The following is a 21134-nucleotide window of genomic DNA, read 5'->3' on the forward strand; positions in this document are numbered from 1 at the left end:
TTCTTTTAATCGTTGCATTGTTTCTATTTTTTGAACAATAAACATACTTCTAACCTCTTTTCTTTAATTGATTTCCTATTTTTAAATAAATGATTTCACCTAAAATGCCTATTACAATACCCGATAGTATACCAAAAAGCATTAGATACGGTAAATAATACATAAATACTGTTGAACTAAAAAAAAGCATTGCTACCAATAATTGTCCTACATTATGAAAAATACCACCCATAATGGAAATAATGATATCAGAAAATAAATTTGTTTTTAAAAATAAATACATGATTATTAAAGAAAGCAATCCTCCTGATAAACTATATAAAAACATATAGAAATTCGTAAAAGTCATAGAAACAATCAAAATTCTTAAAAACATGACAATAAAAGCCTCTTTTAAGCCAAAACAAAGAAGTAATGTCAAAGTAACGACATTTGCAAGCCCTAATTTAGCTCCTGGAACGCCTAAATAAAGAGGTATTAATGATTCTATATAACTTAAAACAATTGCTATTGCACAAAATAAAGCCAAATAGCATAATTTTTTAATAGACTTTTCCATCTTCTTTTCCTTCATTTCCTTCAATCACTTCCACAACTAAATGATGAGGCAAACAAACAATCGTTGCCCCTTTTTTATTTATTTTCCCTTGTTTAATACATAAATGATCTGGACAAGTTGCTTTTATCATAAAAACCTCATGATTTTTAATTTGTATTTTATTTTCATTATCAATATTAATGATTTGATCATCATCTAAAGAATAATAACCTTCAATTTGATCATTTCTTTTTATGACAATTTTTGCTCCTTGTTGTTTTGATTTAAAAAGAAAAAGTCCTCCTATCAAAACAACAAGAATGCCAAGAATAATCAAATCATTTCTTAACGTTTTATTTTTCATCTTCTTACTCCATGCTATAATATAAAAAAAGGAGGTTACCTATGAAAAAATCAATACTTTCATTACTTATTTTTTCATTTATCCTTTGCGGTTGTAAAAACACAACTCCTCTTTCTAATAAAGAATTTTGTCTAGATACAATTATCCAAATAACCCTTTATGATTCTTCTTCTAAAAATATTTTAAATAACTGTTTTGATTTATGCAAGAAATACGAGCGTATCTTTTCTGCCAATAATAAAAAAAGTGAACTCTATAAAATCAATCATTCTTCCAACAAATTAGAAGCTCAAGAATTATCTGATGATCTCTATAAAGTGATTAAACAAGGGCTTTATTATAGTGATTTATCAAAAGGAAGCTTTGATATTACCATTGGTTCGATTTCTTCATTATGGGATTTTAAAAAGCACACACTTCCTGAAGATCCGTTGATTCAACACCATCTTCACGATGTTTCTTATAAAAATATTATTTTAGAAAATCATAAGATACGTTTTCTAAATACAGAAACAATGATTGATTTAGGGGCAATTGCAAAAGGATACATCGCCGATCAAATCAAAAACTATTTACTTAAAGAAAATGTCGAGAGTGCCCTTATTAATTTAGGAGGTAATATTTTATGTGTTGGTAAAAAACAAGAGAATCCTTTTATTATTGGAGTTACCAACCCACAACAAACATCTGATTCATTGTTTAGTTTAAAAATCAATGATTTATCTGTTGTTACAAGTGGAACTTATCAAAGATTTTTTGAAATTGATTCTAAAAGATATCATCATATTTTAAATCCAAAAACAGGTTATAGTTATGAAAACGGTTTAAGCTCAGTAACGATTATTTCTAAAAAATCAATTCAAGGAGATGCTTTGAGCACGGTTTGTTTTTCTTTAGGAAAAGAAAAAGGACTTGAATTACTTAACTCACTTGAAGGTGTTTCTGGTTGTTTTATTGATGAAAACAATCAAGTAAGTTATAGTAAAGCCTTTAAGCACTATTTAAATAAGGACTAATGTCCTTTTTCTTTTTATTCAATAATCTTTCTTGGACATTTTTCTTTGCATTTACCACAATGAACACATTTAGAATAATCAATATGTGCTAAAAAGTTTTCAACTGTAATTGCTCCTGTTGGACAAACTTTTTGACACATCATACACCCTAAACATCCTGCCTTACAGTTTTTATTAACTACTGGTCCTTTATCATGGCTATTACATCTTACATGACATAAAGATTCATAAGGAACCATTTCAATAAGATGCTGCGGACAAGCATCCATACATTTTTGACATGATTTACATTTTTCTTTATCAACTTGAGCAACACCATCAATAACATGAATGGCATCAAAAGCACAAGCCTTTACACAACTGCCATAACCCATACAACCAAAACGACACTTTTTATCGCCACTTCCTGGGACAACGGCTGCACTTAGACAATCATGAATACCATCGTATTGATATTGTCTTTGTATTTTATCACACGTTCCCTTACATTTAACATAAGCTACTAAATGTGTATTCTCTTCTACTTCTAAATGGAGAATTTCTCCTATTTTTTTAGCAACTTCATTACCACCTACAGGACATTGATTGATTGGCGCTTCTTTTTTAGCAATTGCACATGCAAGACCATCACATCCAGGATAACCACAAGCTCCACAGTTATTTCCAGGAAGAACCGCTCTAATTTTTTCTTCATCTTCATTGACTTCTACTTTAAATTTAACACTGGCAAGTGAAAGGAATATTCCAATAAACAATCCTATACTCCCAACAACAATAACTGCAATAATGACTGTATTCATCGTATTTCCTCCTTAAATCAAGCCTGAAAAGCCAATAAAGGCAATAGCCATCAAACCTGCTGTAATTAAAACAATTGGTGAGCCTTGTAAAACATGAGGAATATCATTATCGGCAATTCTTTCTCTTATTCCTGCTAAAATTGTAATTGAAATTGTAAATCCTAAAGCTGTCCCAAAACCAGCTACAACACTTGTTACAAAATCATAATTATTTTGTACATTTGTTAAAGCAACACCTAAAACAGCACAGTTGGTTGTAATAAGAGGTAAATAAACACCTAATGAATTATATAAAGGTGGAAAATATTTTTTTAAAAAGAGTTCTACAAATTGAACAAGTGCTGCAATAATTAAAATAAAAGCGACTGTTTCTAAATATTCAACATGTAACAAAACAAGTAAACGATACAATAAATGAGTTACAGCTGACGCAATTGTAATTACAAAAATAACTGCACCACCCATAGACATTGCGGTTTTGGTTTGTTTTGAAACTCCTAAAAATGGACATAACCCTAAAAACTGCGATAAAACGACATTATTAACTAAAGAAACACTAATCAGTGTTAAAATAAGTGTTTTCATTTTTCAGGATCCTCCTTTAACAAAGATTTATTTATTTGACATTGATTACCGTGACAATGCATACAATCTCCCCCACACTTTAAAGATGAATGAGAAACATTCGTTGCACTAGGTAATTTTAATTTATTTTGAATAGCTGTTAACAAAGCAAGTATAAAGAATGCTCCTGGTGCCATCACAAAAATCGTTATTGGCTCAAATGAAATTGGTAATGACATTGAAAAGAATGTTCCTGCACCCAATATTTCTCTTACTAAACCTATACAAGTTAAAGCAAAAGTAAAACCAAGCCCCATACCAAGACCATCCATAATTGATAAAAGTGGATTATTTTTAGAAGCAAAAGCTTCTGCTCTTCCTAAAATAATACAATTGACAACAATTAAAGGAATATAAATACCAAGTGTATCATATAAAGATGGAATATATCCTTGTAATAATAATTGTACAACTGTAACAAGAGAAGCAACAATGACAATATAAGCAGGAATACGCATACGACTAGGAATAATATTTCTAAGTGCTGAAATAACAAAATTCGACATAATTAAAACCGCCATCGTCGTAAGTCCCATTCCCATTCCATTCATTGCTGAGGTTGTAACCGCAAGAGTTGGGCACATACCAAGCATTAATACAAAGGTAGGATTTTCTTTAATGATTCCATTATATAAAGGTTTTAAATATTTCTTCATATTTTCATCTTCCTTTCAATAAATCATAAAAATCTAAGGCTCCATTGATTCCATTTGTCATTGCTTTAGAAGTAATGGTCGCTCCTGATAAAGAATCTACTTCATCTTCATTTTGTTTACCATTTTTAACGACTTGGAAATGATCTACTTTTTTCCCTACATACTGATTTCTAAACTCTTCATTTTTAGCATTCATTCCAAGTCCTACTGTTTCATCAATTGATAAAATTTCAACTCCTGTAATTTCTTTTTGAAGGTTGATACCAATAATGATTTCAATATCACCACCAAAACCATCATGATCAATCACTTGAATAATATAACCGATAGTTTGTTTTTGATGATATGCTTTTAAAGCATTTTCTATTTCAAGACCGTTTTTACCATAATCCCCTTTAAGCTTTTTAGATAATTTTTTGATATCATTTTCTTTATAAACTTTAAAAGAAGTTGCTTCTTTCATCACTTTTAAATAAGCATCTTGCTTACTTTGTTGTGATTGGTGTTGAATAGGATTCTTTGTTATTTGATAAACATAACCAAGAAGTCCTCCGCAAATAATAGTAATCACGCATAAAATTAAAATATCTTTTATTATTTTTTTCATTTGACAACACCACCTTTTAATGTGAGTTTATCAATTAATGGTACTAATAAATTAGAAATAATAATGGCATAAGAAACACCTTCTGCACTTGTTCCAAAAAAACGAAATAATCCTGTTAATACACCTAATAAAATACCATAAATAAGTTGTCCTTTTTGATCCATTGGGCTTGTTACATAATCAGTAGCCATGAAAAAGGCACCAAAGATCAAACCTCCACCACATAACTCACAAGCTAAATAATAAGCATCAAAAGGACATGGTGATAAAATCAATGTAAAAATAGAAAATGTTAAAAGATATGTTAAAGGAATGGTTACTTTAATAACTTTTTTAACAATCAAATACATTGCACCTATTAAAAGTGCAATTGCAGAAGTTTCTCCAATTGTTCCAGCAGTATTTCCAATAAACATCCTTATTAAATCAAAGCTTTCTCCATTTTTTAAAATTGCAAGTGGCGTTGATGAAGTCATCCCGTCAAATACAAAATTTGTCATTCTTCCAGTAAAAGAAATCAATAAAAAACATCTTGCAGCTAACGCTGGATTCATAAAGTTTTGTCCTAATCCTCCATAAAATTGTTTAACCACAATAATAGCAAAGAGACCTCCAATAACAGGAAGCCATAAAGGAACTGTTGATGGTAAATTTAAAGCAAGAATAAATCCTGTGACAACTGCTGATAGATCTTTGATGGTAATTGTTTTTTTCATAAAACGTTCATATAAATATTCTGCTAAAACACATGTTGTTATCGTTGTTACAATAATCAATAAAGCATTTATTTTAAATTGAATAATTCCAAATAAAGTAGCTGGTATTAAAGCAATAATGACATCTAACATAATAGAAGATGTTGTAACACGATCTTTAATATGCGGTGAAGCAGAAACATGTAGTAATTGATTCATGAATAACACCTACTTTCTTTTATTAACAGAGACTAAATATTTCATCTTCTTAAATGCCTGTGTCATATTTCTTTTTGCTGGACATGTATAGCTACAACAACCACATTCTATACATTCCATTCCACCATTTAAAATAAAGGCCTCTGTATCATTTTTTGTTGCTATTTGATAAAGTTTTTGAGGAACTAATAAACTCGGACACACGTCTTTACATCGACCACAACGAATACATGCAGAAGGTTCAAAAAGGGATACTTCATCTTGTACAAGTGCAAGTAAAGAACTTGATGTCTTAGTTACAGGTATATCTAAATGAATAAGGGCGCTTCCCATCATTGGACCTCCACAAATAAGTTTTTGAACTTCAGATTTGAAACCTCCTAATTGTTCAACGATCCGTTTAAAACTCGTTCCTATAGGAACTTCAATATTGCTAGGTGTTATTCCATCACCCGAAATCGTCATTACTTTAGAAATTAAAGGTTGATTATAACGAACCGCTTGATTAATAGCAATCACTGTTGCTACATTATCAACAATACATCCTACATCTAAAGGAAGCATTTTAGAATTTAATGTCTTTCCTGTTAAAACCTTAACAAGCATTCTTTCTCCACCTTGAGGATATTTTGTTTTTAGTTCTTTCACAGCAATTCTTTTTTCATCTTTACACTTTTCTTTTAATAAATGAATAGCCTTTTTTTTATTATCTTCAATGGCAATATAACAAAGAGCTTTTGGAAACATTTCTAATAAAACATGAATTCCTGCTATTAGTTCATCTGTTTTTTCAAGCATCAAACGATAATCACTTGTAAGATAGGGTTCACATTCCGCACCATTAACAATATAATATTGAACTTGATTTGGATCTTTAACAGATAATTTTACATGTGTAGGAAACCCTGCTCCTCCTAGACCAACTATACCTGCTGCCTTAATTCTTTCAATTTTTTCTTCATAAGTTAATTCTTGTTTATTATTATTATTTTCAACTTTTTGATATAATCCATCATTAGCAATAACAATTGATTCTTGCATTTTCCCACTGACATCCATTCTTTCTTCTATTTTTTTTACTACACCTGAAACTGAAGAAATAATAGGACTTGAAACAAAAGCATCACTACAAGCAATAACTTGCCCAACTTTTATCTCATCTTTTACTTTAACAATTGGCTGACAAGGTGCACCAATATGTTGTTTTAAAGGAAATACAACTTCATCACTTGCTTTTATTTTAATAATAGGTAAATCCTTTGTATATTGTTTTTGATCTTTTGGATGTATGCCTCCAATAAATGATTTTAAACTCATAACTTCCATCCCCTTTAACCCTATTTTAGTCCTATTATTTTCAAATTGAAAGCGTTTACAACAAATTAAAAAATTAACTTGTTTTCTTTGAAATATATGAAAATTATGTGATTTTAATCACATTTAAATATAAAAAAAGATAGCTTTCGCTATCTTAAAAATACTAATTTTGTTCATAAAATTCTTCATCATCTAGCATTGGGTAACTAGTAAGATGTTGACCATCTAAATTTACTTTATGCATATTAACGGCAGTAATTTGTCTTCTATTATATGTTGTATAATAATAGATTCCCTTTTGACTATTCCAACATGACGTATAAATCGTAATTTCATATTTTCCATCATCTACTTCACAACATCCTCTTTGTTGTTCTACAGAACCTAAAATATGGAAAAATTGGTTAACACTATCTCTTTCGTTATCTTTTGATTGTCCGTTCATTTTAGTAAATGCAACTCTTACAAAACGTGACATTGAAGATAAATCACCAGGTAATCCAAGAGCTCCCATTCCTCTAGAATAAGATTTTAAATCTAATTGTTTAGAAAAATAATTTTGTGGTTGTTTAGGTGATAAAGACATATAATTATTTAAATTAAATAATTGTTTATCAAATGAGGGATTGTTTGCAAGAACACCGACTGGATTTTCATAGATTTTTAATCCTTCTTCGACTGATTCAACAGTTATACATCCACTTTGATCTGCAATGATCCAATGTAATGATGCGGCTGGCAAATGTTCGTTATAAGGTGTCTTCACTAAATTGATTGTTTGAATAAGTTGTTTAGCTTCTTTAAGCGTTGCACATTGACTTAAAACCCAAGGAATGAATTCATATTGAGCAACGTTGACTGCTCCTTCTTTAACCTCTTGATAACAAGCATTTCCGACAAAATTTAATCCTGCCATTCCTAAACCTTTTTCATTAACAGCGTCATAATATAAAGGATATTCATCTAATACATGAGCCATACCAATCATGGCATAATGTTCAATATTTTTTGATCCATGTCTATATTGTAAAGGATAGTTTCTCGGCATAATAGCTATTTTTTCACCATAGGAAAATTCATAATCCAAAGTTCTACCCATATAAAAATCTTTTGTTTGATAAGTTGCTGCTGTACACATATAAAATCTCTCTTTCTTTTCATTGTTTTGCTATTATATAGTATAACCCATTTATTTCATCTTTATGAATTAGAAAAGAAAAACACTCTTAAGAGTGTATTTCGAATATTATTTAACTTCTACAAGTTCTAAATAGCTTGTTGCACCTTTAACTCCTGGTGTTCCACCAGTAACTAAGATTTTTTGACCAGGTTTTACACCATTTTCTCTAGCAATAATACTTGCATAATCAATCATTGAAATACGTGAATTTAATTGTTTACAAGGTACTGCTTTAACACCCCAGTTTAAAGCTAAAGCTTTAACAGTTTTAAGTGATGGAGTTGCAGCAATAATACGAGATTTTGTACGATAACGAGCCATTTTACGAGCTGTAAATCCAGATTCTGTAAAGGCAATAATTGCTGCTACATTGAATTTATAAGCAATTTCTGCAACAGACATACAAATAGCTTCGCTTGTATCATCTGGTGCTGTACGAATGGCTTGTCTTTGTAAGCTTTGATAATCTAAACTAGATTCAATCTTATGAGCAATTTTTGACATCATTAAAACTGCTTCTTGAGGATATAATCCACTTGCAGATTCACCAGATAACATAATTGCATCTGTACCATCATAAATCGCATTAGCCACGTCAGATACTTCCGCACGTGTTGGTCTTGGATTTTGTTGCATACTTTCTAACATTTGAGTGGCAGTAATAACGATTTTACCACGTTGTTTACATTTTTTAATAATTGATTTTTGAATAAGTGGGACATCTTCAGCAGGAACTTCTACACCTAAGTCACCACGAGCAACCATGATACCATCAGCAATATCAAGAATTTCATCAACGTTTTCAACACCTTCTTGATTTTCAATCTTCGCTAAAATTTGAATATCATTTCTACCATTTTCAATTAATAATTTTTTAATATCAATAATATCTTGTGCTCTACGACAGAATGAAGCAGCAACATAGTCAAAAGGTTGATTTGCACCAAATGTTAAATCTGAAATATCTTTAGGTGATAAATAATCAAATCCTAATTTAATTCCTGGAACATTGATTCCACGTTTATTTTTTACTTCTCCATCATTTGCTGCTACACAAACAATATCTGTTCCTTCAATATGATCAACTAATAATTCAACTTGACCATCGTTTACTAAGATGAAACCACCTGGTTTAACATCTTTATATAAATCTTTATAAGTAATTGTAAATCTTTCACTTGTTCCTTCAATATCTTCTACACAAATAGTTGAAGTTTGTCCTTTTTTAAAAGTTGTTTTTCCACCAACAAAATCACCAGTTCTAATTTCAGGTCCTTTTGTATCTAATAAAATAGCGACATTTGTCGATAATTCTTTATTAATTTCTAATAAAGTATTGATTTTTTCTTCATGTTCTTCATGAGTTCCATGAGAAAAGTTTAATCTCATGACATTCATTCCAGCTTTTACTAATTTAGTAAGCATTTCTTTACTTTCTGAAGCTGGCCCAATAGTACATACAATTTTTGTTTTTGACATAATCTCGTTTTTGTTCATAATTCTTGCCTTCCTTTACTCTCTACATCTTTTAGTATAAACCTATTTTTTTAAGATAACAATGCATAAAATCAATGTAAGCACATCCACTTAAAAAATATTTTTTCTTTCATTATTTTATGAAAAAAGAGTTACAAAAAAAGATAAAATAAAATAAATTAATTTTTTGAAACTTATTTTTATTTATTTTCAGGTATATACCAATAAGAATTCATCTGATATAAATAGGTTCTAGCTCCTTTAGGCATTTGTGTAAGAGCATTGAAAACATTACAATAATCTCCTGCCCCCATCGCTACAGCAATAACTCCCTATAAAGCAAACATCAAATATTTAGTTCCTAGAAAAGATAAGCAGTAAGGAAGAAAACCAAAAACTAAATTTGATAGAAGAGACATAAAAATAAATCTTTTTTTACTCATTGTTTCAGTTCCTAAAACAAAAACCATTCCTTGTTTAAAATTTGTATAAAGATAAACGTCTTCTTTAAAACAAAGGGCATGTAAAAGCTCATGAGGAAACATTGTTAAAATTGGAAAAATAAAAGCAAGCATCACATCATCAAAATAAAGCAGTAAATCATTTTTATATACTAAAAGAATAGGAATAGATAAGATGACCATTAATACAAGTCCTATTGTATTAGCAATAACAGCAAATTCTTTGGACGAACTGACTTCTTTAAATTTTACAGCATTGGGTTGATGTTTTATTTTCGGTAATATTTCAGGATCTAAATTATATTTTCCTTGATAATGTAATTTCATAATAAAGCTCCTTTCTTATAGCCTATCAAATATGAAAAAACTCTTGAGTCATCCCAAGAGTTTTATTCATATTTAAAATAATCAAGACTTTCGTGAATTTGTATTTGAATTGGTAAATCTTCTAATAATTCAGGAAGTTTTTCTTCAATTATAACTTCTAAATGATGACCCGGATCAATTAATAAACAATCATGATCAATAGCATATTTAGCATGACGATATTTAGTATCACCTGTAATATAACAATCTACTTGACCAGTAAGAATTTCTAAGTCGTCTGCTGCACTTCCCCCACAAATAGCAATTGTATGTATCATTTTATTTGTATTTTTACTATATTTTAAATGTTGCAAATGAAATTTATCTTTTACATATTCTATAAAATCTTGTCCTTCCATTGCTTGATTTAAAGTAGCTTTCTTTCCTACTTCATAATGATCATAACAAGCAACATCATGAACACCTAATTTTTGAATCAACCAATCATTCATGGAAATCCCATTTTGTCCTCTATCTAAACATGTATGTAAGCTATAAACAACAATGCCATGTTTAATAGCTCTTTCAATAAATTTTCCTTGATGTAAAGATGTATCCAGGTTTTTTATTTTTTCTAATAAAAAAGGATGATGTGTAATTAACATTTGACAATTATTTTCAATACAGGCTTGTAATGTTTCATTATCAGCGTTTAAAGCAATATAAACTTTTTTAACTTCCTTTTCTCTACTTCCAATTTGTAGGCCACAGCAATCAAAATCCATTTGAAGATTTAAAGGAAAATATTTCTCCAAATGATTCATAATTTCATAAGCTTTCATTAAGTTCACCTTCAATTAATTGTTTTTGTTTTTCTAATTCTAAATATCTTGGATGATTTGATGGCAAATCTTTCATAATCTTTAAATATGTTTGATATTGTTTTTGCCAATAACGAATAAATAATTCATCTTTATTTTTTCTTAAAACTGGACCAAACATCATATCTTCTTGATTATATTGAATATCTTGATTTGTATTTTCTACAACCATCATTTCATAAACATGATGACCATCTTTAATCATCTTTTCATCAATAATTTTAAAATGATTTTTAAATAAGTATTTTCTTAGATGATCCGTATTAGCGTTAGGTTGTAAATAGAATTGTTTAACTTTGTTTAAATACGCTTTATTTTTTTCTAATATTTCTACAATTAGAAATGATCCCATTCCAGCAATCGTTACTATATCAACTTCTTTATCAAGAATAGGATCTAATCCATCTCCTAATAAAGCTTCAACATTTTCTTCGAAATGATATTGCCTAATAGTAGAAAGTGACGCCGCAAAAGGACCTTTTGCGACATCACAAGCATAAGCTTTATCTATAATATTTTTTTCAATTAAATAACATGGCAAATAAGCATGATCTGTTCCAATATCTGCCAAGATATTTCCTTTTTTATGTTTTTCTACCAAATAAGCAAGTAATTCTAATCTTTTTGATAGTTTCATTAACGATCTAAGAAATCCTTTAATCTTTTAGAACGAGATGGATGTTTTAATTTTCTTAATGCTTTTGCTTCAATTTGACGAATACGTTCACGTGTAACGTTAAATTCACGCCCAACTTCTTCAAGAGTTCTTGTTCTTCCATCATCCAAACCAAAACGAAGTCTTAATACTTTTTCTTCACGATCTGTAAGTTCTAATAAAACATCATTCAATTCATCTTTTAATAATTCATTAGCAGCATAATCATCTGGAGACATTGCTCCTTCATCTTCAATAAAATCACCTAAATGTGAATCATCTTCTTCACCAATTGGTGTTTCTAATGAAACGGGTTCTAATGAAATTTTTTGAATTTCACGTACTTTTTCAGGTGTCATACCATCCATTTTTTCAGCAATTTCTTCAGCAGATGGTTCTCTACCTAATTCTTGAATTAATTGTCTTTGAATACGTGTTAATTTATTGATTGTTTCTACCATGTGTACTGGAATACGAATTGTACGGGCTTGATCGGCAATTGCACGTGTAATTGCTTGTCTAATCCACCAAGTCGCATAAGTAGAGAATTTAAATCCTTTTGTATAATCAAATTTTTCTACTGCTTTAATTAACCCCATGTTTCCTTCTTGGATTAAATCTAAGAATAACATTCCACGTCCAACATATCTTTTAGCGATGGAAACAACTAATCTTAAGTTTGCTGCAGCAAGTTCTTTTTTAGCTTGTTCATCTCCTTCAAGAATTCTTTTAGCTAATTCAATTTCTTGATCATGATTTAATAATTCAACTCGCCCAATTTCTTTAAGATACATTTTTACAGGATCATTAATTTTAACATTACTTCCAAGTTGAGTGCTTTCGCTTTCTTTATCATCATCATGTTCTTGATACATATGTAATGTATCCCCTGTCATCATATCGAAATCACCATCAAAATCTAGATCAGGAGTATCATCTGCATCATCTATATCAAGGTCTAAATCATCATCCATTGCAGGAACGCCTGCAAGTAACATATCATCATCTACATCTAATGAATCTAAATCATCATCAGAAATAGTAATTTGATTTTGTTGAATATATTCAAGTAATTCTTCTGCGAGTTCATCACTTAAATCATAATTCATTAAATATTCATCAATTTGTTCTTGGGTTAATACATTGTTATTGTTTTTTGCTTCATTTACAACTAATTTTTTTAAATCATCAAATGAAACTGCTTGTACTTTTTTCTTTGCCATAGTTTACTCCTTATCTTTTGATTCTATAATTTCTTGAAGAATTTTTGCTTGTTGACGAGGATCATATGTTTGTGATAGCTCCTGTTCAAGTTGTTTAATTCGTTCAATTTTAAGTTTTTCTTGTATTATTTTGATATAATCATCAATTGCTTGATTTGATTCTAATTGAGGTAAATGTAAAGATGATATTTCTAAAATTCTTTTAACAATATCTTGATCATCAATCATATTAATCAAATCAGCAACTTCTAAAATGACGTACTGACGATAATAATCAATAATATAGGAAGCAATTAAGCGATTAACTTTATCATACATATAGCCTGCTTTTGCTTCATATTGCATCGCATACTTTTTATCCTGCATCATATAATATAACAAATCTCTTTCAGCCTTTTGATACTTATCAATCAATCTTGAAACATGATCATAAGTCACTGGTCTAAAAGGTATTGGTTTTTTTACAAGAGTTTGTTGACTCATTAAATGATGAATTGTTTCTTTGGAAAATCCTGATTTTTTTTCAAGTTGACCAATATAATAATCTTGATCAACAATATCATCCAATTGCATGATGACTTTAACCATGGATTCTAAATAATTTTTTCGATCTTCATAATTATCAACATTGATACGTTCATAATAATAATTTAATTTAAACTCAACAGCACTTATCGGATTTTTAAAGAGTGCTATTAATTCATCTTTTCCTTTAGCTTCTAGAAATTCATCTGGATCCATTGCATCAGGAATAACCACGATTGATGTATGAAATCCTTCATTATTTAAAGCATCCACACATTTGATCATCGCATTTTTTCCAGCTTGATCACCATCAAGACATAAAACAATATCATTTGATAATCGTTTTAACATTTTTAAATGTTGTGAAGTTAAAGCTGTTCCCATAATTGCGACAGTATTTTTAATACCCGCTTTATATAATGCTATTACATCCATAAAACCTTCTAGAATAATGACTTTACCTTCATTTCTAACATCATTTTTTATACGATGGTAATTGTATAAGGTCTCTCCTTTAATAAAAATTTTAGATTCAGGAGAGTTCATATACTTAGATTCTTTTTGATTTTTTTGATAGATACGACCACTAAAGCCAACAACACGTCCTTCACTATTATGTAAAGGAAACATAATACGATTGGAATAGCGATCGTATCCTACTTCAGATTCTATAACAAGCCCTGATTCATAAGCTTGCATTCTTGAAAAACCAGATTTTTCAAAAGCCTTTAATAAAATATTTTGTTCCGGTGCATAACCAATTTCAAAATAGTCAATAATATCTTTAGATAAATGTCTTTGACTTAAATAACTATTTGCTTCTAAAGCAAGCTTCGTCGTTAAATAATGTTTATAAATACGATTTGCTTCTTCATGCATTAAATAGTATGGTTCTAATTCTTGATTTACATGTGGTTTTTCTTCATAAAATGTAAAATCACCTAAATCAACATTTCCCATTTGAGCCACCATTTTGACAGCTTCCATAAAGGAAATTTTTAAGTAATCTTGTAAGAAAGTAAACACATTTCCACCGTGTGAACATACAAAACATCTATAGATCTGCTTTTCAGGTGAAACAGACATTGATGGATGATCATCATTGTGAAATGGGCACCTTGCTAAATAATTACGTCCTCTTCTTTCTAAAGGAAGATAATTGCCAATAACATCAACGATATCAACGCTTTGTCTTATTTCATTGATTTTTTCATTTGAAAGTCTTGGCATAATGATCTCCTTTATTAGAAAGTAATTTTATCTTGAATATAATCTACTAATTGATCAATTGGTAAACGTACTTGTTCCATTGTATCTCTATCACGAACAGTAACAGCATTATCTTCCATTGTATCAAAATCAACAGTTACACAATATGGTGTTCCAATAGCATCTTGACGACGATATCTTTTACCAATTTGACCTGCAACATCAAATTCAACAGAGAAATGTTTAGCAAGTGTTGCATAAACTTCTTCAGCTTTTTCACTTTGTTTTTTAGTAAGTGGTAAAACTGCTACTTTATATGGAGCAATGGCAGGATGTAATTTCATCACTGTTCTTGTATCTCCATTTTCTAATGTTTCTTCTTGATAACTATCACAGAAAATAGATAAGAATAAACGGTCTGCCCCTACAGATGGTTCAATAACATATGGAATATATTTTTCATTTGTTTGAGGATCTAAATATTCTAAAGATTTTTTAGAATGTTCCATATGACGAGATAAGTCATAATCAGTACGATCAGCAATACCCCATAATTCACCCCATCCAAATGGGAATTTATATTCAACATCACATGTAGCCTTAGAATAGAAAGATAATTCTTCTTTTTCATGATCTCTGAACTTTAAATTTTCTTCTTTTAATCCTAAGTCTAATAAGAATTTTTTACAATAAGCTTTCCAATAATCAAACCATTCTAAATCAGTATCTGGTTTACAGAAGAATTCTAATTCCATTTGTTCAAATTCTCTTGTTCTAAAAATAAAGTTACCTGGTGTAATTTCATTTCTGAATGATTTACCAATTTGACCAATACCAAATGGTACTTTTTTACGAGAAGTTCTTTGAATATTTTTAAAGTTTACAAAGATTCCTTGTGCAGTTTCTGGACGTAAATAAACAACAGATTTATCATCTTCAACAACACCCATATGTGTTTCAAACATTAATTTAAATTGTCTAACATCAGTGAAATTACTTTTTCCACAGTTAGGACAAACAATATTATGTTCTTTAATATAAGACATTGTTTGTTCATTAGACCAACCTTCACTATGTACAGAAGGATCATATGCTTCAATTAATTTATCTGCACGATGTCTTGTTTTACATTCTTTACAATCAATTAATGGATCAGAGAAACCACCAACATGTCCTGAAGCTTCCCATACCTTTGGATTCATGAAAATAGCTGAATCTAAACCAACGTTATAAGGAGATTCTTGAATGAATCTTTTCCACCATAAACGTTTAATATTGTTTTTCATTTCAACACCTAATGGTCCAAAATCCCATGTATTTGCTAGTCCATCATAGATTTCTGAACCTTGATATACAAAACCAGTTGATTTTGCATGATTTACTAATTTATCCATATCTTTAGTTGCCATAATTTTCTCCTTTTTTTACGATATAAATGAATAAAGACTTGGCTTTCCAAGTCTTCTATCTTTTTTTCGCGTACAAATAAAATACCCTTATAGTGGATATTTGTCAACCAACTATAAGGGTACTATATATAGGTTCTTTCGTCTAACCAATGCATAAAATCATGATAGACATCTCGATAATTATTATCATGTAAAATATCTTGTCTTTTATTATCATAAATCTTATATTGGAGATCTTTTAGACCATTTCCTTTTAATATTTGATAAAGTTTTATAGTATCTTTTCCATTTTTAGTAAGATTATCAAAACCACCTGATAATAAATAAACAGGTAAATAATCAGGTATATGTTTTAGATGATCTTCATCACTTACATATTTTATGTATTCCAATATATCATGATAGGCTTGATTTGTATAAACAAAATCACTTAAAGGATCTTCTTGATAAAGCTGTACTTCTTTTTGATTACTCATTTTATAACAACTATTTAAATTTTTTTGTAAAAATAAATCAACCGCTCTTTTAATGACTCTTGAACGATACATTGGTCCATGTAGTAAAATATTTAAATCAACAATCGTTTTCATACGATAATAAAAATTATTTTTCAGACATGTTCCAAGCAAAATCATTCCATTAATATAATCTCCATACGTCATGGCATATTTAAGTAATACAAGCGAACCAAAATCAACACCAATCATAAAATAAGGAAGGTCTTCATATCTTTTAGCGATAATATGTCTTAAACGTTGCATATCTTCAATCAAAGTATCAAGAGCATTTCCGCTTCCAAAATAGCCTTGTTCAAAATGATAAAGTGATGTACCATGCCCAGGAAAATCAGGCACGACTACAATAAAACCTTCATGACTTAAATATTCCGCAAATTTTTGATAACGGTCTGAATGTTCACATAATCCATGATGAAGCTGAATGATTCCCTTATATCTTAATATCACATTCGGTTGATAAATATCAAATTTAATATGTGTTTGTGTTAAGGAGGTATACGTTTCTGTAAGTTTCATCATTTATGCCCCCTTGTATAAGATCTGTTATAGTTTTGCCTTTTGGTACGTGGTTTAATTAGGCATTTTTTACCAAATCCAATCAAATCTTTTCGATTAGCTTTGATCAAGGCTTCATATACAAGGTCATAGTTTTTAGGATTCTTATATTGAATCAAGGCTCTTTGCATCGCTTTTTCTTTAGGATCTTTTGGAACATAAACAGGTGTCATATCACGAGGATCCAACCCTGTATAATACATCGTTGTTGAAAGCGTTCCTGGTGTTGGATAAAAATCTTGTACTTGTTCTGGTTGATGATGAATATCTCTTAAATATTCCGCCAGTTCGATAGCATCTTCTAAACGGCATCCTGGATGAGAGGACATTAAATAAGGCACTAAGAATTGTTTTTTATTATATTTTTCATTAATACGATAATATTTATCAACAAATTTTTCGTAAAGCCCACGTCTTGGTTTGCCCATCTTGTCTAAAGCATGATTACTGATATGTTCAGGGGCAACTTTTAATTGTCCTGAAATATGATGTTGAACAAGTTCTTCAAAGAAATGATCATTTTTATCATACATGAGATAATCATAACGAATTCCTGAACGTACGAAAACTTTTTTAACGTTTGGAAGCTGTCTTAATTTTGTAAGTAATGATAAATAATCTTCATGATCAACTTTTAAATTTTTACAAGGTTCTGGCCATAAACATTGTTTTGTAGGACAAGCCCCTTTGGTTTTTTGTTTATCACAAGCAGTATCTCTAAAGTTAGCTGTTGGTCCACCAACATCATGAATGTATCCTTTAAAATCAGGATCCCAAACCATTTTATTAGCTTCTGCAATAATTGATTCATGACTTCTTGCTTGAATAATTCTTCCTTGATGGAACGCTAAAGCACAAAAATTACATGATCCAAAACACCCTCTATTTGAAATAAGTGAGAATTTAACTTCATCAATAGCTGGAACATGTTTATAACTTGGATGATAATCACGATTGTAATCATAACCATAAGCTCTATCGAATTCTCTTTGGGTAAGTGGTCTATTCGGTTTATTTTGAACTACATACCATCCTTGATAAGGTTCAACTAAGATTTTAGCATTATAATGATCGGTATTTAAATATTGTTTTTGGAAAGATTCAGCGTATTTTCTTTTAGATGTTGTAATTTCTTCGTAACTAGGAAGCATTATATAATCAGCTTCATTTAAATCATCGATATTTTTTGTTTTATAAACTGTTCCATCTAAATACGTTAAATATTTAATATCTAATCCACTATCTAATGCTTCTGCAACTTCAATAATACTGTTTTCTCCCATTCCAAACATTAATAAATCTGCATTGGCATCAATAATAATCGATTTTCTAACCTTATCACTCCAATAATCATAATGAGCTAAACGTCTAAGAGAAGCTTCAATTCCTCCAATTAAAATATTAGCATCAGGAAATGCTTGTCTTGCCATTTGACTATAAACAATAACCGCCCTATCTGGTCTTTTAAAACCTTCACCACCTGATGTATAAGAATCTTTATGTCTTCTTTTTTTAGAAACAGTATAGTGATTGACCATTGAATCAATATTTCCTGAAGAAATTAAAAAACCCAAGCGAGGTTTCCCAAATTGCCTAAATTCTTCTACCTTATGCCAATCTGGTTGCGATAAAAAAGCAACCTTAAAACCATTTGCCTCTAATGTACGACAAATAATAGCTGCTCCAAATGAAGGGTGATCTACATAAGCATCACCACAAATATAGACAAAATCTACCTCTTGCCATCCTCTTTCTTCCATTTCTTTTCTATTTATCGGTAAAAATTGTCCCATCTATAAATCCTCCCCTTACTTTTGTTTCTATTATAGTCAAAATATGTTTATAAAAAAAGACAAAAGTGTCTACTTTTGTCATATTTTTGAAAGACTTTGAATCATTTTCTTTGTTTTAAATAAAATCCCCGTCATCTCATCAACATAATAATCCATAATTTCCATTAATAAATCAATAGATTCATCCGGTACTTTAAGTTGATCAATAGAATCAATCGTTAATTTATTAATATGACGAAAAGCCTTTAATGTTACCTTATCTAATTGTTTATCATGAAGTGATAAACAATCATGACAGACAAAGCCCCCATCTTCTAAACTGATTCCTGCTATATGATCTTGTCTTAAACATCTTACACAGCCATCAACTTGTAAAGCCATCCCGCATCTTTTTAAAATAAATGCATTATATAATAGATAAACCAATGGATAGGGATAACCATGATTTAGAGCATCTAATGATTTTTTTAAAGTATCAAAGATTTCTAAATCCGGTTGATTATCTTCTTCATTCTTTAAAACAAATTCCATAAAATAACTTGCATAAGCTTCTAATTCAAGATTTTCTTTAATATAACGATAAAAATCAACCGAACTTGCTTTAATCATCGTTGATAAACCATTTCTAGGTATAAAAGTAAACTCTGAAAGTGTAAGACTTTGACAAGCCGAAGCATTTTTACTTTTTAATTTTTTTACACCCCGAGCAATCAAAGTCATTTTTCCATAATCTTTAAAATACACAGTGACTAAAGAATCACTTTCTTTATAAGGATGCGTCTTTAAAACAATACCTAAAGAAACAACTTCTTCTTTTTTAATAGTCATCTTCGTTATAACCAAATTCTTTTAAATATTTTTGTTTATTACGCCAATTATTTTCAACTTTAACAAATAATTCCAAATGCACTGTTGTTTGTAAAAAACGTTTCATTTCTCTTTGTGCATTTTGACGAATTTTTTTGATCATACTTCCTTGTTTACCAATCAAAATACCCTTTTGAGATTTACGATCAACAACAATTGTCGCAATAACTTCTACGCTGCCATCCTCTAATTCTGCCATTCTTTCAACAACAATCGCAACACTATGAGGAACTTCTTCTCTTGTAAAATAAAGGATCTTTTCTCTAATAAATTCAGCCATTACAAATCTTTCTGGATGATCTGTCATTTGATCTTTTGGATAATACATCATTCCTTCATTTAAATATGTTTTAATTGTAGAAATCAATGTATCCACATTTTGATCTTCTAAAGCTGAAATAGGAATGATTTCTTTAAAATCAAAAAGTTCTTTCCATTCTGTTAATTTTTTAATAACTTCATCTTTAGAAACAAGATCACATTTATTAAGTAAAAGGAAAACCGGTCCATCCGCTTCTTTTAATCTTTCAATAATAAAACGATCTCCTCTACCAATCGTTTCATTTGCTGGTGCAATAAATAAAACCATATCCACTCCATAAATACTATTTAAAGCCGTCGTATTCATAAAGTTTCCTAAACCATCTTGAGGTTTATGGATTCCTGGTGTATCCATAAAAATGATTTGTGCTTCATTATCTGTATAAATACCTTGAATTGTATTACGTGTTGTTTGAGCAACATCTGACATGATTGCAAGCTTTGTTTTTAATATTTGATTTAATAAGGTAGACTTTCCAACATTTGGACGTCCTACAATACTGACAAATCCTGATTTAAAACTCATAAACTCTCTCCTATAAATACCATTGGTAATAATTCACCAATTGTATGTTTTTCTACTTTTTCTTTATTTGCTAGAAAGATGGGCATTTCTAAATCAACAAGTTCTGATAATACTTGGCGACATGCCCCACATGGAGAAGCAATCGGACTACAATCAGCAACAATTGCTAGTCCAATAATATCTTCTTTGCGATAACCTTTACAATAAGCGCCAAAGACAGCATTTCTTTCTGCACACATTGTTGACCCATAAGCAGCATTTTCAATATTACATCCTTGAACAAATGTTCCATCTTTTAAAGCAATACAAGCTCCTACTTTAAAATGACTATAAGGAACATACGCATTTTCTCTTGCTTTCCAAGCTAAATCGATTAATTTATTTTGATCCATA

At 29.8% G+C, this 21134-nt stretch carries 22 protein-coding genes; 1 reads left to right on the plus strand and 21 read right to left on the minus strand.

All coding sequences use genetic code 11. The annotated features are described in order from the left end of the window. Positions 1-49: 49 nt before the first annotated feature. Together OCV55_RS04260 and OCV55_RS04265 are read right to left on the minus strand one after the other, a co-directional pair. The gene (locus OCV55_RS04260) at positions 50-559 is read right to left on the minus strand and encodes a Gx transporter family protein (protein ID WP_147579907.1); all 510 of its coding nucleotides are present in this window, start codon (positions 557-559) and stop codon (positions 50-52) included. After that, positions 543-902 (minus strand): NusG domain II-containing protein, encoded by a 360-nt coding sequence (locus tag OCV55_RS04265; protein WP_119363096.1) that lies wholly within the window; start codon positions 900-902, stop codon positions 543-545. The genes OCV55_RS04260 and OCV55_RS04265 overlap by 17 nt, the downstream gene beginning before the upstream one ends. Positions 903-943: 41 nt before the next feature. On the opposite strand from OCV55_RS04265, the gene OCV55_RS04270 reads away from it, so the two are divergent. Next, positions 944-1918 (plus strand): FAD:protein FMN transferase, encoded by a 975-nt coding sequence (locus OCV55_RS04270; RefSeq protein WP_147579908.1) that lies wholly within the window; start codon positions 944-946, stop codon positions 1916-1918. A 14-nt stretch (positions 1919-1932) separates the two neighbouring features. Here OCV55_RS04270 and OCV55_RS04275 read toward each other — a convergent pair whose 3' ends face one another. The 19 genes from OCV55_RS04275 to cdd all read right to left on the minus strand — a co-directional run bounded on the left by OCV55_RS04275 (position 1933) and on the right by cdd (position 21133). Then, positions 1933-2718, minus strand: coding sequence for an RnfABCDGE type electron transport complex subunit B (locus OCV55_RS04275; protein WP_147579909.1), 786 nt, complete (start codon positions 2716-2718; stop codon positions 1933-1935). Positions 2719-2730: 12 nt separating this feature from the next. After that, a complete protein-coding gene (locus tag OCV55_RS04280) occupies positions 2731-3303 on the minus strand; it encodes an electron transport complex protein RnfA (protein ID WP_032091510.1) in 573 nt (190 codons plus the stop codon). After that, positions 3300-3998, minus strand: coding sequence for an electron transport complex subunit RsxE (gene rsxE / locus OCV55_RS04285; protein WP_052011134.1), 699 nt, complete (start codon positions 3996-3998; stop codon positions 3300-3302). The genes OCV55_RS04280 and rsxE overlap by 4 nt, the downstream gene beginning before the upstream one ends. A 4-nt stretch (positions 3999-4002) precedes the next feature. Further along, complete coding sequence (locus OCV55_RS04290) at positions 4003-4605, minus strand: RnfABCDGE type electron transport complex subunit G (protein WP_147579910.1); 603 nt, start codon at positions 4603-4605, stop codon at positions 4003-4005. Next, positions 4602-5519, minus strand: coding sequence for an RnfABCDGE type electron transport complex subunit D (locus OCV55_RS04295; RefSeq protein ID WP_147579911.1), 918 nt, complete (start codon positions 5517-5519; stop codon positions 4602-4604). The genes OCV55_RS04290 and OCV55_RS04295 overlap by 4 nt, the downstream gene beginning before the upstream one ends. A gap of 9 nt (positions 5520-5528) precedes the next feature. After that, entirely contained in the window at positions 5529-6836 is a 1308-nt protein-coding gene (gene rsxC, locus OCV55_RS04300) for an electron transport complex subunit RsxC (protein ID WP_119363090.1), read from the minus strand. A gap of 163 nt (positions 6837-6999) precedes the next feature. Continuing rightward, positions 7000-7974, minus strand: a complete 975-nt coding sequence (gene bsh, locus OCV55_RS04305) for a choloylglycine hydrolase (protein ID WP_032091514.1) — start codon at positions 7972-7974, stop codon at positions 7000-7002. Positions 7975-8082: 108 nt separating this feature from the next. Next, entirely contained in the window at positions 8083-9513 is a 1431-nt protein-coding gene (gene pyk, locus OCV55_RS04310) for a pyruvate kinase (RefSeq protein WP_119363088.1), read from the minus strand. Positions 9514-9824: 311 nt separating this feature from the next. Continuing rightward, the gene (locus OCV55_RS04315) at positions 9825-10280 is read right to left on the minus strand and encodes a DUF3267 domain-containing protein (protein WP_147579912.1); all 456 of its coding nucleotides are present in this window, start codon (positions 10278-10280) and stop codon (positions 9825-9827) included. A 62-nt stretch (positions 10281-10342) separates the two neighbouring features. Then, a complete protein-coding gene (locus OCV55_RS04320; RefSeq protein ID WP_147579913.1) occupies positions 10343-11101 on the minus strand; it encodes a Nif3-like dinuclear metal center hexameric protein in 759 nt (252 codons plus the stop codon). Further along, a complete protein-coding gene (locus tag OCV55_RS04325; protein WP_147579914.1) occupies positions 11088-11777 on the minus strand; it encodes a tRNA (adenine(22)-N(1))-methyltransferase in 690 nt (229 codons plus the stop codon). Before OCV55_RS04325 ends, OCV55_RS04320 begins: the two co-directional genes overlap by 14 nt. Then, positions 11777-13018: an RNA polymerase sigma factor RpoD gene (gene rpoD, locus OCV55_RS04330; RefSeq protein WP_032091518.1), complete on the minus strand. Its 1242-nt coding sequence runs from the start codon at positions 13016-13018 to the stop codon at positions 11777-11779. Before rpoD ends, OCV55_RS04325 begins: the two co-directional genes overlap by 1 nt. 3 nt (positions 13019-13021) lie before the next feature. Continuing rightward, complete coding sequence (gene dnaG, locus OCV55_RS04335; RefSeq protein WP_032091519.1) at positions 13022-14773, minus strand: DNA primase; 1752 nt, start codon at positions 14771-14773, stop codon at positions 13022-13024. A gap of 14 nt (positions 14774-14787) precedes the next feature. Further along, on the minus strand, positions 14788-16161 hold the full coding sequence (locus OCV55_RS04340) for a glycine--tRNA ligase (RefSeq protein ID WP_147579915.1): 1374 nt from the start codon (positions 16159-16161) through the stop codon (positions 14788-14790). A 122-nt stretch (positions 16162-16283) separates the two neighbouring features. Continuing rightward, entirely contained in the window at positions 16284-17198 is a 915-nt protein-coding gene (locus tag OCV55_RS04345; RefSeq protein WP_147579916.1) for an alpha/beta fold hydrolase, read from the minus strand. Further along, a complete protein-coding gene (locus OCV55_RS04350) occupies positions 17195-19027 on the minus strand; it encodes a YgiQ family radical SAM protein (RefSeq protein ID WP_147579917.1) in 1833 nt (610 codons plus the stop codon). Before OCV55_RS04350 ends, OCV55_RS04345 begins: the two co-directional genes overlap by 4 nt. Before the next feature lie 78 nt (positions 19028-19105). Beyond that, complete coding sequence (recO, locus tag OCV55_RS04355; RefSeq protein WP_022002186.1) at positions 19106-19855, minus strand: DNA repair protein RecO; 750 nt, start codon at positions 19853-19855, stop codon at positions 19106-19108. Further along, positions 19845-20741 carry a GTPase Era gene (era, locus tag OCV55_RS04360; protein WP_032091523.1) on the minus strand — a complete coding sequence of 299 codons (897 nt, stop codon included), beginning with the start codon at positions 20739-20741 and terminating at the stop codon, positions 19845-19847. Before era ends, recO begins: the two co-directional genes overlap by 11 nt. After that, positions 20738-21133 carry a cytidine deaminase gene (cdd, locus tag OCV55_RS04365; RefSeq protein ID WP_022002188.1) on the minus strand — a complete coding sequence of 132 codons (396 nt, stop codon included), beginning with the start codon at positions 21131-21133 and terminating at the stop codon, positions 20738-20740. The genes era and cdd overlap by 4 nt, the downstream gene beginning before the upstream one ends. Position 21134: the final 1 nt, after the last annotated feature.

This window comes from [Clostridium] ammoniilyticum (assembly GCF_025566905.1).
Lineage (GTDB): Bacteria > Bacillota_I > Bacilli_A > Erysipelotrichales > Coprobacillaceae > Faecalibacillus > Faecalibacillus intestinalis.

What these genes read in the sequence shown, in the direction of transcription:
- era (WP_032091523.1), bottom strand. Translation starts at nt 20,741, where the DNA reads ATGAGTTTTAAATCAGGATTTGTCAGTATTGTAGGACGTCCAAATGTT.
- OCV55_RS04345 (WP_147579916.1), bottom strand. Translation starts at nt 17,198, where the DNA reads ATGATGAAACTTACAGAAACGTATACCTCCTTAACACAAACACATATT.
- OCV55_RS04295 (WP_147579911.1), bottom strand. Translation starts at nt 5,519, where the DNA reads ATGAATCAATTACTACATGTTTCTGCTTCACCGCATATTAAAGATCGT.
- OCV55_RS04270 (WP_147579908.1), top strand. Translation starts at nt 944, where the DNA reads ATGAAAAAATCAATACTTTCATTACTTATTTTTTCATTTATCCTTTGC.
- OCV55_RS04315 (WP_147579912.1), bottom strand. Translation starts at nt 10,280, where the DNA reads ATGAAATTACATTATCAAGGAAAATATAATTTAGATCCTGAAATATTA.
- OCV55_RS04325 (WP_147579914.1), bottom strand. Translation starts at nt 11,777, where the DNA reads ATGAAACTATCAAAAAGATTAGAATTACTTGCTTATTTGGTAGAAAAA.
- rsxC (WP_119363090.1), bottom strand. Translation starts at nt 6,836, where the DNA reads ATGAGTTTAAAATCATTTATTGGAGGCATACATCCAAAAGATCAAAAA.
- bsh (WP_032091514.1), bottom strand. Translation starts at nt 7,974, where the DNA reads ATGTGTACAGCAGCAACTTATCAAACAAAAGATTTTTATATGGGTAGA.
- recO (WP_022002186.1), bottom strand. Translation starts at nt 19,855, where the DNA reads ATGACTATTAAAAAAGAAGAAGTTGTTTCTTTAGGTATTGTTTTAAAG.
- rpoD (WP_032091518.1), bottom strand. Translation starts at nt 13,018, where the DNA reads ATGGCAAAGAAAAAAGTACAAGCAGTTTCATTTGATGATTTAAAAAAA.
- dnaG (WP_032091519.1), bottom strand. Translation starts at nt 14,773, where the DNA reads ATGCCAAGACTTTCAAATGAAAAAATCAATGAAATAAGACAAAGCGTT.
- OCV55_RS04350 (WP_147579917.1), bottom strand. Translation starts at nt 19,027, where the DNA reads ATGGGACAATTTTTACCGATAAATAGAAAAGAAATGGAAGAAAGAGGA.
- cdd (WP_022002188.1), bottom strand. Translation starts at nt 21,133, where the DNA reads ATGGATCAAAATAAATTAATCGATTTAGCTTGGAAAGCAAGAGAAAAT.
- OCV55_RS04265 (WP_119363096.1), bottom strand. Translation starts at nt 902, where the DNA reads ATGAAAAATAAAACGTTAAGAAATGATTTGATTATTCTTGGCATTCTT.
- OCV55_RS04290 (WP_147579910.1), bottom strand. Translation starts at nt 4,605, where the DNA reads ATGAAAAAAATAATAAAAGATATTTTAATTTTATGCGTGATTACTATT.
- OCV55_RS04320 (WP_147579913.1), bottom strand. Translation starts at nt 11,101, where the DNA reads ATGAAAGCTTATGAAATTATGAATCATTTGGAGAAATATTTTCCTTTA.
- OCV55_RS04280 (WP_032091510.1), bottom strand. Translation starts at nt 3,303, where the DNA reads ATGAAAACACTTATTTTAACACTGATTAGTGTTTCTTTAGTTAATAAT.
- rsxE (WP_052011134.1), bottom strand. Translation starts at nt 3,998, where the DNA reads ATGAAGAAATATTTAAAACCTTTATATAATGGAATCATTAAAGAAAAT.
- OCV55_RS04340 (WP_147579915.1), bottom strand. Translation starts at nt 16,161, where the DNA reads ATGGCAACTAAAGATATGGATAAATTAGTAAATCATGCAAAATCAACT.
- OCV55_RS04260 (WP_147579907.1), bottom strand. Translation starts at nt 559, where the DNA reads ATGGAAAAGTCTATTAAAAAATTATGCTATTTGGCTTTATTTTGTGCA.
- OCV55_RS04275 (WP_147579909.1), bottom strand. Translation starts at nt 2,718, where the DNA reads ATGAATACAGTCATTATTGCAGTTATTGTTGTTGGGAGTATAGGATTG.
- pyk (WP_119363088.1), bottom strand. Translation starts at nt 9,513, where the DNA reads ATGAACAAAAACGAGATTATGTCAAAAACAAAAATTGTATGTACTATT.